The organism is Poseidonibacter parvus (assembly GCF_001956695.1).
GTDB lineage: Bacteria > Campylobacterota > Campylobacteria > Campylobacterales > Arcobacteraceae > Poseidonibacter > Poseidonibacter parvus.
This window is the reverse complement of record NZ_CP019070.1, coordinates 1852148-1865794: the sequence shown is the minus strand read 5'-3', so window position 1 is coordinate 1865794 and position 13647 is coordinate 1852148. Positions and strand designations below refer to the sequence as shown.

Annotated in this window: 15 protein-coding genes; 10 read left to right on the top strand and 5 right to left on the bottom strand. The window is 28.5% G+C overall.

Going from position 1 to position 13647, the window contains the following annotated elements; genetic code table 11:
• The 4 genes from LPB137_RS09320 to LPB137_RS09305 form a co-directional block, all read right to left on the bottom strand.
• A complete protein-coding gene (locus tag LPB137_RS09320) occupies nt 1-2334 on the bottom strand; it encodes an HD domain-containing phosphohydrolase (RefSeq protein ID WP_076087346.1) in 2334 nt (777 codons plus the stop codon).
• A 69-nt stretch (nt 2335-2403) separates the two neighbouring features.
• Nucleotides 2404-2841, bottom strand: coding sequence for a rhodanese-like domain-containing protein (locus LPB137_RS09315; RefSeq protein ID WP_076087344.1), 438 nt, complete (start codon nt 2839-2841; stop codon nt 2404-2406).
• Between the two features lie 10 nt (nt 2842-2851).
• Nucleotides 2852-3736 carry a cation diffusion facilitator family transporter gene (locus LPB137_RS09310; protein ID WP_172802478.1) on the bottom strand — a complete coding sequence of 295 codons (885 nt, stop codon included), beginning with the start codon at nt 3734-3736 and terminating at the stop codon, nt 2852-2854.
• A 2-nt stretch (nt 3737-3738) separates the two neighbouring features.
• Nucleotides 3739-4908 carry a pyridoxal phosphate-dependent aminotransferase gene (locus LPB137_RS09305; protein ID WP_076087340.1) on the bottom strand — a complete coding sequence of 390 codons (1170 nt, stop codon included), beginning with the start codon at nt 4906-4908 and terminating at the stop codon, nt 3739-3741.
• A gap of 83 nt (nt 4909-4991) precedes the next feature.
• On the opposite strand from LPB137_RS09305, the gene LPB137_RS09300 reads away from it, so the two are divergent.
• A complete protein-coding gene (locus tag LPB137_RS09300; protein WP_076087338.1) occupies nt 4992-5582 on the top strand; it encodes a M48 family metallopeptidase in 591 nt (196 codons plus the stop codon).
• On the opposite strand, the gene LPB137_RS09295 is transcribed toward LPB137_RS09300, so the two are convergent.
• Nucleotides 5566-5982 (bottom strand): DciA family protein, encoded by a 417-nt coding sequence (locus LPB137_RS09295; RefSeq protein ID WP_076087336.1) that lies wholly within the window; start codon nt 5980-5982, stop codon nt 5566-5568. The two genes, LPB137_RS09300 and LPB137_RS09295, sit on opposite strands and share 17 nt — an antisense overlap.
• 118 nt (nt 5983-6100) lie before the next feature.
• Between LPB137_RS09295 and nadB the strand changes: the two genes are divergently transcribed.
• The 9 genes from nadB (at nt 6101) to LPB137_RS09250 (ending at nt 13646) form a co-directional block, all read left to right on the top strand.
• Nucleotides 6101-7552, top strand: a complete 1452-nt coding sequence (gene nadB, locus LPB137_RS09290; protein ID WP_076087334.1) for an L-aspartate oxidase — start codon at nt 6101-6103, stop codon at nt 7550-7552.
• Nucleotides 7552-8931 carry a sodium:proton antiporter NhaD gene (gene nhaD / locus LPB137_RS09285; RefSeq protein WP_076087332.1) on the top strand — a complete coding sequence of 460 codons (1380 nt, stop codon included), beginning with the start codon at nt 7552-7554 and terminating at the stop codon, nt 8929-8931. The genes nadB and nhaD overlap by 1 nt, the downstream gene beginning before the upstream one ends.
• A gap of 177 nt (nt 8932-9108) precedes the next feature.
• Nucleotides 9109-10644, top strand: coding sequence for a glutamine-hydrolyzing GMP synthase (gene guaA, locus LPB137_RS09280; protein WP_076087330.1), 1536 nt, complete (start codon nt 9109-9111; stop codon nt 10642-10644).
• Nucleotides 10645-10802: 158 nt separating this feature from the next.
• Nucleotides 10803-11111, top strand: coding sequence for a DUF4282 domain-containing protein (locus tag LPB137_RS14805; RefSeq protein ID WP_076087328.1), 309 nt, complete (start codon nt 10803-10805; stop codon nt 11109-11111).
• Nucleotides 11112-11214: 103 nt separating this feature from the next.
• Nucleotides 11215-11691 (top strand): TlpA family protein disulfide reductase, encoded by a 477-nt coding sequence (locus LPB137_RS09270; RefSeq protein WP_076087325.1) that lies wholly within the window; start codon nt 11215-11217, stop codon nt 11689-11691.
• A complete protein-coding gene (locus tag LPB137_RS09265; RefSeq protein ID WP_076087323.1) occupies nt 11684-12355 on the top strand; it encodes a cytochrome c biogenesis CcdA family protein in 672 nt (223 codons plus the stop codon). Before LPB137_RS09270 ends, LPB137_RS09265 begins: the two co-directional genes overlap by 8 nt.
• A 15-nt stretch (nt 12356-12370) precedes the next feature.
• Nucleotides 12371-12796, top strand: coding sequence for a DoxX family membrane protein (locus tag LPB137_RS09260; RefSeq protein WP_076087321.1), 426 nt, complete (start codon nt 12371-12373; stop codon nt 12794-12796).
• A gap of 101 nt (nt 12797-12897) precedes the next feature.
• A complete protein-coding gene (locus LPB137_RS09255; protein WP_076087319.1) occupies nt 12898-13479 on the top strand; it encodes a pseudouridine synthase in 582 nt (193 codons plus the stop codon).
• Nucleotides 13479-13646: a rubredoxin gene (locus LPB137_RS09250; protein ID WP_076087317.1), complete on the top strand. Its 168-nt coding sequence runs from the start codon at nt 13479-13481 to the stop codon at nt 13644-13646. Before LPB137_RS09255 ends, LPB137_RS09250 begins: the two co-directional genes overlap by 1 nt.
• The last annotated feature ends 1 nt before the right edge of the window (nt 13647 follow it).

The following is a 13647-nucleotide window of genomic DNA, read 5'->3' as shown; positions in this document are numbered from 1 at the left end:
TTACTTATTTATATCAATCTGTTCTGATGATAAGGATTCATTTGCATATTCATGCAGTATTTTATGATTAAAAAAGAATTCTGTAAGATTTTTATCTATTTCGCCATTGTTCCCAAGTTTATTTAAAATATCGTAAACTTGAGTTAATTTCATAGCATCTTTATATGGCCGTCCTGATGCAGTTAAGGCTTCAAAAATATCTGCAAAAATCATAATTCTATCTTCTAGTTTAATTTGACTAGCTTCTAGTCCTCTTGGATAACCTTTACCATTTAATTTTTCATGATGATTACAAGCTATATTTAATACATCTTTATATTTTTTAGGGAAAGGTAAAGTTGAAATCATTTCATGTGATAAGAGTGCATGATTTCTAATAATATCTATTTCTTCTTTTGTTAAACTACCTTTTTTAATAGATAAATTATAATATTCATCTTCATCTATTAAAGGAGTATTTTTTCCGTCTTTTAGATAAGTTAGTTTTGCAATTTCATTTAGCTTATGGATATTTTTATCATCCATAAACTCTCCACCCTTATTAGTCTGTTTTAGAAAATGCATATATTCATTTAATAGATTTACTTCTTTTTCAAATTCAAGTTTTGATATCTTATTTTTTAGATAATCAATTTCTTTATCTCTTTTTATTACTTCAAATCTTGATTCTATTAATTCTATTCTATCAAATATTTTTTCTAATTTTGTTGCTTTATCTATAATGTGATCAGGCATAGAAATTTTTCCAATATCATGCATCCAAGCAGCTAATCCTATTTGTTTATAATCATTTTGAGTATATTTAACTTCTTTATATATAGTTTTATCGTCATTTATTGCATTTGCAAGTAGTAAGGCGATTTTTTCTACTTTTGCAATATGGTCTGTTGTATAAGGAGATTTTGCATCAATAGCTTTTGCAATTGTTGAAACAAAAGCATTTAAAAACTCTTCTAAACTAAGTATTAGTTGTGTATTAGTAAGTGACATTGCAGCTTGCGAAGCAAGAGATTTTAATATTTTTTCATCAGATTTATCAAAATCAATAATTTCATGATTATCTACTTTATTAATTAGTTGTAAAACACCAATTACTTCATTTTCATGATTAATCAAAGGAATAACAAGCATAGATTTTGATCTATAACCTGTTGATTTATCGAATACTTTTGTTCCTTCAAAAACATATTTTGTGGTTTTATATACATCTTTAATGTTAATTATTCTTTTTTCTTTTGCACAAACAATTGCAACCATCTCATTGTTTAAAGAACCGTCTTCTTTGATAAATGGTAGAGAATCCCAATTTAAATTATTTTTAGCTCCACCCATATTAATATTTAATTTATCATTTTGAACAACTTTAAAATCAAGTGTTGAGCCATCTTTTGATTTTAAATATAAGGTTCCAGCTTCTGCTGATGTTAATTTTCTAAGAAGTGTTAGTATTTTTTCTAAAAGTACATCTTTATTTGTTTCAGAAGATAAAGCAAGGTTGATTTTCATAATTTCATGAAACATATCCTCACTAATTAAATTATGTTCAATAGTTCCGTTATCAATATGAATTACATCACCTTCAACTAATATCTTACCTCCATATTTTAATATTTTATGTTTATTAATATCTCTTTTTATTTCTTTTATATATAGAGGTTTTAAATGGTATAAAAAAATTGAAATATCATCTCTTTTTAGGTTTTTAAGGTCTTCTTTTATTAATTCTGGAGATAAGTGGGAAGTTCTTTGTGCAAATTCTTTTAATTTATCAGGAAATGAACACTCTAAAATCAATGATTTAATTTCATGATTATTATTAATTTCATTCCATATAATAGGGTTTTTATATGTATCTCCACTTATAATAAATGCTTGATGATTTTTGGTAACTACAAATCCACATGCACCCGGTATATGCACTGCCTCAATAGCTTTTATTTTATAATCATTTATTTCTATAACTTCATTTACTTTTAATTCTTTAAATACTAAAGAAGGGGTTTGAGTATTAACTAAATTAATTTTTGTAAAATCAGGCCATACTAAATCATTAAAAGAATGATTTCTTAAAACATCAATAGTTTCTTTTAAAGCATAAATAGTAAGAGGAGTTTTTCTTTTTTCAAAATATGTTTCAATGATAAAAGGTAAATCAGTTATGTGGTCTGCATGAGAATGAGTTAAAAAAATATGGTTAATATGATTAGCTTCTTCTCCAAGTGAATTTATAACATTCCCAGCATCTACAATAATATCTTTGAAAATTTGGAAAGAAGTTGTTCCTATTCCCTTGGCTTTACTTCCACTTGCTCCAAGTATTTTTATAAAGTTCATTAAAATCCTTTTTATTAAGGATAATTATATCAAAAGAGAGTTTGAATTAGTATTATTTAAAGTTATATATTATTTTTGAGTTGGAAGTTTTTCTTTTAACCAATCGAATTGGAATCCATATTTTACATTATAAATATCGTTAAAACCTTGCTCTGCAAGTAGATTGCTAGCAAGTTTTGTTCTTGAACCACTTCTACAAATTAAGATTATTTTTTTTGATAAATTTTTATTTGATACTTCATGAATTTCTCTTAAAAAAGATTTATTAAATACTCTTTTTCCTTTTTTTGCATAAAAAATAGGAATATTAATAGAGCTTTTTGCTCTTAATTCTTTGAATTCTGCTTTTGTTCTAACGTCAATAAGTAATGCTCCATCTTCTTGCATTTCATATGCCAGCTTAGCTGAAATATCATCTTTATAAAGTTTTGCAGTATTGTAATTTATTTGAGCATTTAAAAAAGTACTTAAAGCTAAAATAAGATAGATTAAAAAAGTTTTTTTCATAGTTTACCTTTTATTTTGAATCATTAATTGTAAAGTCATCATAAGGATCCATATGAATATTGATTATCCAATCTCTATTTTTATCTAGGTCTTCTATTTCTTGTTCGATTTTATCACTAACTCTATGTGCATCCATTAATGTAATAATACAATCAAAAACTAAATGAACTTCTACAAAAGTTTGATGACCAGCTTCTCTTGTTTTTAAAAGATGATGAGTATTTACTTTTTCTTTACTTTTTATAATATCTTCTATTTTCTCTACAATATCATGCTCAACTGCACGATCAAGTAGTACTAATACACCATCATGAATTAATTCATAAGAAGAGTAAATAATATATAATGCAATTCCACTTCCAACTAGAACATCAATTATTTCATAGCCTGTTAAGTGAACTAAAACCAATGATGTTAATACAGCAACATTTGAGTATACATCAGTTTTATAATGTAAAGCATCTGCTTTTATAACCATAGAGTTTGTTTTTTTAGCAACTTTGTTTAAGTAAATTACTAAAGAAATAGTTATTATTAAAGATATAATCATAACTGTAATAGATGTTCCCATATATTGTGAGATTTCACCATTAATTGCTTTTTTGATTGCTTGATAAAGTAAAAATAAACCAGAAATTGTAATTATAGTACCTTCAATAACTGAAGCCAAGGCTTCAATTTTTCCACGTCCATAATTAAACTCTTTGTCTGCTGGTTTTTCTGAATTCGATATTGCAAAATAGTTAAAAAGTGAAACAAACATGTCAAGAACTGAATCAATTGCTGAAGCTAAAACAGCAACTGATCCACTAGCTATTCCTATAACAAGTTTCATAATAGTAAGAAGTGCCGCAACTGAACTTGATACGACTGTAGCTTTTTTTTGAAGAGTCATAATTATTTACTTTCTACAAACTCTTTGATTCTTTTAATACCTTCTTCAATTGTTGCTAGATCTGTAGCAAAAGAAAATCTAATATATCCTTCTGTTCCAAATGCTAAACCAGGTACTAAAGCAACACCTTTTTTGTCCAATAAATCTGCACAAAATTGAACTGAATCAGAAGTTACACCTTGAATATTTACAAATAAGTAAAATGCACCATCAGGATTAATACAAGTAAGACCATCAATGTTATTAAATGATTTTACAGCAATATTTCTTCTTTTTTCAAATTCCGTTCTCATTACTTCTATCATATCATCCGCTTCACCTTCAAGTGCAGAAATAGCTGCATATTGAGTGATTGAATTTACATTTGAAGTTACTTGACCTTGAAGTTTTGTCATGGCTTTTACAAGTTCTGTTTTAGGTGTTGCTAAATAACCAAATCTCCATCCTGTCATTGCAACTGATTTACTAATACCATTAATTGTAACAGTTCTCATATACATATCGTCAGATACTTCAGCCGCAGCTGTAAACTTCTTCCCATCGTACATGATCTTTTCATACATTTCATCTGAAAATACTAAAATATCTGTACCTTCAAGTACTTTTCCAATAGCTGTTAACTCTTCTTTTGTATAAACAGCACCAGTTGGATTAGAAGGAGTGTTTAATAAAAGAATTTTTGTTTTAGAAGTAATTGCTTTTTGTACTTGTTGTGCAGTTACTTTAAAACCTGTTGTATCATCTGTTTCAATAATAACAGGAACTCCATCAGAGAACTTTACTTGTTCTGGATAAGTTACCCAATATGGAGCTGGAATAATAACTTCATCACCTTTTTCAATTAATACTTGAAAAAGATTAAATAATGAGTGCTTAGCTCCATTACTAATGATAATGTTTTCTAATTTATATTCTATATTGTGATCTCTTTTTAACTTATTAATGATTGATTGCTTAGTTTCGGTAATACCTTCTACGGCTGTATATTTTGTATGTCCATCAATAATAGCTTGAATAGCAGCTTGTTTAATTACTTCTGGAGTATTAAAGTCAGGTTCTCCTGCACTAAAACTTAATATGTCTTTACCTTGAGCTTTCAGCTCTCTTGCTTGGGCAGTAATTGCCATAGTAACCGATGTAGATAGGTTTTCCATTCTGTTTGCAATTTTCATTAAGATGTTTCCTCTTATATAATCTGTGTTATATTTCTATGATATAATACGTGATTATAACAAAAATAATCTTAAGGAAAAGTTTGGAATTTAACTATAATCTTGATTCTTTGGCACTTACTGTTAAGTTAGAAAACAAAAAACATATAAAACATTGTTATTTGAGAGTAGTTGATAGTAAAGTTCACATAAAAGCTAATATTTATTTCTCAAAACAAGATGCATATGAATTAATAGAGAAAAAAAAGAATTGGATACTTGAAATTTTAGAGCAATCAAAGAAAAATAGTTTTGAGGATGATGAATTTTTATATTTTGGTGAAGTAAAAAAACTAAAAGATTTTAAGATAAAAAATCTAGATAATTTTTATAAAGAAGAGATAAAAATTATAATTCCACCTTTAGTAGAAAAGTATTCAAAGCTAATGAAACTTTATCCAAACTCGATAAATTATAGAAAAAACAAAAGAACATGGGGCTCGTGTAATTATAAAAATGATTTAAAGTTTAATACTCAACTTTGTAAGTTTCCTATGTTTATAGCTGAATATGTAGTAATTCATGAATTAGCTCATATAAAACATAAAAATCATTCAAAAGAGTTTTGGGCTTTAGTTAGAGAATTTTGTTCTGATTATAAGCAAAGAGAAAAAATTTTTAAGACTCTTTTATAATATTTCTAATATTTTCAAACTTTTGATGAATTTTTTCATCATTTGCCTTATTGAAAAAGACACCTTTTGCTCTTTCTTTATATAAAGGTTCTACTTTAATAATCTTTTCTTTTTTTTCTATTTTGTTTGAAATGAAAAAAGCTATATCTGTAACATTTTCAAAGTTTGCTATTTTTAATAATGATTTTATATCTGCTTTGTTATACTCAAATTCCATTTTATAAACAGGATGAGTTAATACAAAATATAAAGTTTCGCCTTTTATATAGGCAAATTTAACTCCTTTTTTTAATTTTAAAGGAAGTACTTCTATAAATTTTTCAATTGTAGAAGAGGTATTGATTTTTCTGAATTCAGGATTTTTTTTAAGATGACTAAGTATTTCATTCAATTTTTTCATACGCTTATTATAGCAGGTTTTATATTATCTTTTAATGGTTGTGGATACAAAGGTGATCCCGTTTATATACAAGACAAACCTACACAAAGTAAAGTAAATAAAGAAGCTAATAAATAATATGGTGTACGATTATATAATAATAGGTACTGGAATTGCAGGTTTAAATGCTGCAAGACTAATCCCTAAAGATAAAAAAGTTTTAGTATTATGCAAAAAATCTCCATGGGATTGTAATACTTTTTGGGCACAAGGTGGAATTGCAACTGCTGTTGATGAAGCAGACGTTCCTGTACATATCCAAGATACACTTACTGCTGGTGTAAACTATAATGATAAAAAAGCAGTTGAACTGTTAAGTCAGAAATCATTTAAAGCTGTTAGAAACTTAATTGATTCTGGTTTAAAGTTTGATTTAAATGCTAAAGGTGAATTAGCATTTACAAAAGAGGCAGCACATAGTAGAAATAGAATTCTTCATGCCGATGGAGATGCTACTGGACGAATGATTCATCTTTTTTTATTGCAAGAATGTAAACACGAGATTGTAACAAATGCTGTAGTAAATGATTTACTTATTGAAGACAATATTTGTTATGGTGTCCAGTTTTTTACAAGTGAAACTGAACAAAGAGTAGTTTACGCACACAACACTATAATTGCAAGTGGAGGAATTGGCTCGCTTTATAGATATCATACAAATTCAACAGCAATTGCGGGTGAAATGCAAGGACTTATTTCTCATAAAGGATTAAGTCTAAAAGATATGGAAATGATGCAATTTCATCCAACAGTTGTAAAAGGTACTCACTTTGCTAGAAAGCCTTTGCTTTCAGAAGCTTTAAGAGGTGAGGGTGCTCATATTGTTGATGAAAATGGCTACAGATTTTTAAAAGAGTATCATGAAGACGAAGAATTAGCTCCACGTGATGTCGTATCTCGTTCTATTTTTGATTATCATAAAAAAACTGGTTTAGGTGTTTTTTTATCTTTTGAAATGTTTGAAAAAGAACATTTTCAAAAAAGATTTCCAAATATTTATGCTAATTTGAAAGACATCGGCTATGATTTACCATCTCAAAGAGTTCCTATTTCTCCTGCTTTTCATTATGCAATGGGTGGAATTGAAACTACACTTGATGCAAAAGTTAAAGGTATGAAAAACTTATATGCAGTAGGGGAAGTTGCTTGTACAGGAGTTCATGGTGCTAATAGGCTAGCTTCAAATTCTTTACTAGAAGGTTTAGTATTTTCTCAGATAGCAGTTGAAGATTCATTAGAAAATATTTTTAAAATATCACAAGAAAATTATACAAAAAGTATAAAATCATATATCAGAAATCAAAAGATTGATAAAGATATTAAAAACAATCTTAGAAAGATTATGTGGAAGACAGTAGCAATTGTAAGAGAACCAAAAGAATTAGAAAAATCTTTACATCAAATTAATGATTATTTGAAGCAAGATGTAGGAAGATTATTATTTTTAAGGCTACTTACGGCAAAATCTATTTTGGAAACAGCGTTAAAGCGTAGGGAATCACTTGGCGCACATTATATCAAGGAGAATTAATGATAAAATTATTAATGGCATTACTGGTATCATCAGTTTCGTTATTTGCAAGTTCTGCAAGTACTGGAACAATACCAGATATTACTATGACATGGGTTGGGTTCGCATGTTTATTTATTTTTGTAATAGGGTATTACTTTGTTGCAGCAGAAGAAAAATATGAGATAGATAAAGCAAAACCAGCTTTATTTATAGGTACTTTTATGTTTATGTTAGTAGCTATTTACTACTCACTAAATCACATGGATATGGGCCTTGTTCACACACAAGCACAACATTTAATTTTAGAGATTGCTGAAATATTCTTCTTCTTATTTGTTGCTATGACATATATTGAATCATTAATTCACATGAGTGTTTTTGATGCATTAAAATATAAACTAATCTCAAAAGGTATGACATATAGAAAACTATTCTGGGTTACTGGTTTCTTAGCATTCTTTATCTCTCCAATTGCAGATAACTTAACAACAGCTCTTATTTTATCAACAGTATTAATTACTATTGAAAAGAAAAGATTAGATTTCTTAGTACCAGGTGCTATTAATATTGTTGTTTCAGCTAATGCTGGTGGTGCATGGTCTCCATTTGGTGATATTACTACACTTATGGCATGGACAGCAGGAAAAGGTGCATTTACTGATTTCTTATTCTTATTCCCAGCTTCAATTCTTGGTTACTTAGCAACAGCTATTATTCTTTCTAGATTCGTTCCTAATGAAGTACCAGAATTTGATGTGACTACAGAAGTTAAACCTGTAATGGCTGAAGGTGCAAAAGTTGTAATGTTCTTAGGTGTATTTACAATTTTCTGTGCAGTTATGTCTCATCAAGTATTACATCTTCCAGCAATGTGGGGTATGATGTTTGGTTTATCATTACTAAAAATTTATTCATATGGCTTAAAAAGAAAATATGGTGTGGATCACTTTAATATTTTCCATTCAATGGCAAAAATTGAAAATAATACATTAATGTTCTTCTTTGGTATTCTTGCAGCTGTAGGTGCATTATACTTTATTGGTTGGTTAGCATTAGCAGCAGTTGTTTACGACCCTTCAGTATTAGGACCAACTTGGTCAAATATAGGTGTTGGTTTCCTTTCAGCGATTGTAGATAACGTTCCTGTTATGTCTGCAGTTTTAAAAGCTAGTCCAGAAATGGGACTTGATCAATGGATGCTTGTAACTCTTACAGCTGGTGTTGGTGGATCTATGATTTCATTTGGATCTGCAGCCGGTGTTGGTGTTATGGGTAAATTACATGGTATTTATACATTTGGTGCACATATGAAATATGCTTGGACTATTGTAATTGGATACTTTGTATCTATTGCAGTTTGGTATTTACAATATCAAGTTTTAGGAATTGGACACTAGATAATAGTTTCTTTTCTAAAGAGTTTAAAAGGCTTTCAAGGTTTTCCTTGGAAGCCTTTTTTTATGTAAAAAATAAGCAGAAAAGGTATTAATTGTTTTAAACATAATTAAACAAATTTTTAGATATAATCGCAATAATTAAACGATTTAGATAAATCAAAAAGAGGATATTAAAATATGAAACATGTACCAATTATAGTATTAGATTTCGGTAGTCAATATACACAAATCATTGCTAGAAAACTTAGAGAATCAGGTGTTTATTCTGAAATAGTACCTTATTCTGAAAGTATTGAAGATATTATGGCTAGAACACCTAAAGGAATTATCCTTTCAGGTGGTCCAGCTTCTGTGTATGCTGAAGATTCATATCATCCAGATACTACAATTTTTGAATTAGGACTTCCAATTTTAGGAATTTGTTATGGAATGCAATTAATTTCACAACATTTTGGTGGTTCTGTTATTCCAGCTGATCATCATGAATATGGTAAAGCTAAGTTAAACTTTGAAAAAGAAACTCCAATTTTTAAAGATACAACTGATGGTCAAATTGTTTGGATGTCTCATGGTGATAGAGTTGAAAATATTCCAGCTGGATTTGAAAAAATTGCAACAAGTGAAAATTCTCCTTATGCTGCTATTGCAGATACTCATAGAAATATCTATGCTTTCCAATTTCATCCAGAAGTTTATCATTCAGATGAAGGGGCAAAACTTCTTAAAAACTTTGCAAAACATATTTGTGATTGCGAATCAACTTGGAATATGGGTTCTTTTGCAAAAGAACAAATTGCTAAAATAAAAGAACAAGTTGGAGACAAAAAAGTATTATGTGGTGTTTCAGGTGGTGTTGATTCATCAGTTGTTGCAACACTTTTAGCTGAAGCTATAGGTGATCAGTTAGTACCTGTATTTGTTGATAATGGACTTTTAAGAGCAAATGAAAGACCACAAGTTGAAGCTATGTTTAAAGCACGAGGAGTGCCTTTAATTACTGTTGATGCAAGTGAAGAATTCTTATCTAAATTGGCAGGTGTTACAGACCCTGAAAGAAAAAGAAAAATCATTGGTGAAACATTTATCGAAGTATTTGATAAGGAAGCTAAAAAACACGATGGCATTGAGTTTTTAGCACAAGGTACACTTTACACAGATGTTATTGAATCAGTATCTGTAAAAGGACCTTCAAAAACTATTAAATCACACCATAATGTTGGTGGTCTTCCTGATTGGATGACATTTGAATTAATTGAGCCATTAAGAGAAATATTCAAAGATGAAGTAAGACTTTTAGGACTTGAGCTTGGCCTTCCAAGTGATATGATTGGACGTCATCCTTTCCCTGGTCCTGGACTTGCTATTAGAATTATGGGTGATGTTAATTCTCCTGATTTAGAAATTTTAAGAAAAGCTGATACTATCATGTTAGACGTTCTTCATGCAACTGGGTACTATGATAAAACATGGCAAGCATTTACAGTTTTATTAAACGTAAAATCTGTTGGAGTTATGGGTGATAATAGAACTTATGATAACACTGTTTGTGTAAGAATCGTTAATGCAACAGATGGAATGACAGCAACATTTGCATATATTCCTCATGATATTTTAGAAACAATTTCAAGAAGAATTATTAATGAAGTTGATGGTATCAATAGAGTTGTTTATGATATTTCATCTAAACCACCAGCAACAATTGAGTGGGAATAATTTTTACTCATCTATTTTAAATCTTGACTTGATGTACTTCTAGTACATCTTTGTCAATCATTGATGAAATCTACGTAAAACTTGTTTAAATATATTTAGCAAGTTTGCTCTTTTGATTAACTATAAGCTTTAAGTTAGAAAGTATAGGTATTTATAAAATGGATTTTCTTACATTTAAAACTTTTATTAGCACTGAAATTTTAATAATATTTTATTATTTAGGTGCAATTTTCTTACCCTTTATTACATGGATCTTACTTAAATGGGCTATTAAACGATATAAATTAATAAATACTTCCTATGAGAATATTAAAGAATCATTGTGGAAGACACTAAGCAAAAAACAACAATTAAAATTTCTTTCTTTTTTTATTATTCTATTTATTTTTATGGAAATATTTTGGAGAATGTTATTTGAGTTTTTGATTGCTTATATGCAAATACGAGATGCTCTACTTCAAATTTAAAATAAAAATCTAATATAAGTTAATGTTATATTATCTATTTGGCTAAACAATAACTACACACAAATTTACTACTATTCTTTTATCAAAAAATAAAAGGATAATTATGAAAAAGATTTTATTAGGTTTAACACTATTTATTGGAACTATGTTTGCAGCTCCAGCAATGGCTCCACAATTTGAAGCAACAACAATCACAGGTGAAAAAGTAAGTTTAGATGGTTTTTTAAAGACTAAAAAACCAACATTAGTATATTTTACAGCATCATGGTGCCCAACTTGTGCTAAAAACTGGCCGTCAATTAACAGTGTTTATAAAACATATAAAGATAGAGTAAATTTTGTATCAATTAGTATTGACCCAACAGACACAGATGAAGTACTTACAAAATTAGCAAATAAACATGGTTTAGTTTATCCATCAGTTGCTGGTAATCCAAAAATTATGGTTGATTTTGGTGTAACTGGACAAGCTACTACAATTATGGTTAATTCAAAAGGTGAAGTTACTTTTAAAGATAGAGGTCATCTAACATTAGAGCAATATACTAAGCTTATAGATGATACATTGAGCAATGAATAGTTTTATTTACTTTTCATTTCTTCAAGGGGTATTTGCATTCTTTGCCCCTTGTGCAGTAGCACTTCTTCCAGCTTATATCGTATCTTTTATCTCTAGAAATAATGTATCAGAACAAAGTAAATTACATCTTTTGTTAAGAGGTTTAAAATTAGCATTTTTCTCAATTTTAGGTATTTTAGTGATATATGCAATTGCAAGTGGTCTAATTATTGTAGCAGCAGAGTTGATTAAAAGTTATATGAAATATGTTGCAATTTCTTTAGGAGCAATTCTTATTATTGTTGGAATTTTAATGCTTTTAGGAAAAGATTTTAGTGTAAATATTCATATGAATCAAAAGAAGCATGAAAATGAAGTTAAAGAAGCATTTTTCTTTGGAATTGCTTATGCAATTGGAGCTTTAGGGTGTTTATTTCCTTTATTCTTGGTTGTAGCAACACAAGCGTTTAGTGAACCAAATTCTGCTTTAGGTGTTAGTTATATTGTAGCTTATTTTGTAGGTATTAGTTTATTAATGCTAATTACAATTATGAGTTCAATTTTTGCAAAAGATTTTATAAGTAGAAAAATTAATTCTATTTTACCTCATATGCAAAAAATAAGTGCTGTTTTCCTTCTTGTAGCTGGAGTATACATCATTTATTATCAATCATCATTATTTTAAAAAAAGGGAAAATTTATGAATGATACAAAGCAAAAAACTTTAGAATTAGCTTATTTAATATTACGACTTACTATGGGTGTAAATATGCTTACACATGGAATTGCTAGAATGTTAAATCTTGAAGGTTTTAATACATGGATGATTGGGCAATTTAGTAAAACTATTTTACCTGAGTTTATGGTGAGCATATCATCTTATTTAATTCCTTTTGTTGAATTAATTATAGGTATTTTATTAATATTAGGATTATTTACATCTAGGACTTTACTAGTTGGTGCTTTATTAATTGTAGCATTAGTATTTGGTTCAGGTTTACAAGAAAATTGGAATATTATGTCTTCTCAAATGATATATGCAATATTCTTTTTTATACTTTCATATTTTATTGAATTAAATCGATATTCAATAGATGCAATTAGAGAAAAAGTAGAACTTTTATAATATAAAAGTTCTACATCTTACCCCTTCTTTATAAAATTTATATACAATGGCATTAATATTATAAATTAATGTTTAGTAAGAATATATAAGGAAACTATCAAATGTCTAACTCTTTTGAGAATTCAAAAAAACTCTTAGCAGTAAATAAGCCTAAAGGATATTTAGTTACAAGATCTGATGACTTAGTAGGTCGTAAGACTGTTTATGATTTTTTACCACAATGGATTTTTGATGAGCAATGGATGCCAATAGGGCGTTTAGATTTAGACTCAAAAGGACTTTTATTATTTACTAAAGATGGGCAAATAAATAATATGTTAACAAAGCCTGGAAATTGTGATAAAGTATATGAAATCTGGGTAAGAGGTCATGTGACAGATGAACATATCTCTCAAGCTTTAAAAGGTGTTGATAGTAAATATGGCTTACTAAAAGCTTTAATGGTTGAAAAAATTGGAATGGGTGGAGCTAAAACAAAACTAAGAATTCAAATAAATGAAGGTAAAAATCGACATATACGTCGTTTATTTGGAGCATTAAAAGACCCAAAATTTGGAACACCTCTAAAGGTTTTAAATCTTACACGAATTAGTATAGGAAGTTTTCCTCTTGATATAAAAAGTGGCCAATGGCGATTTTTATCTCTTGATGAAGAAAAAACGCTACTTAAAAAGGAGGTATAATGAATGATTATCTTTGTACAGTAAGAGGTTATATATATCAACCAAAACTTGGTGATCCTGATGTTGGAATTAAACCAGGAACTGCTTTTGAAGAATTACCTGAAGATTGGGAGTGTCCTGATTGTGGCTCCCCAAAAGAAGATTTTGAAGAATTACTTGAAGAATAAT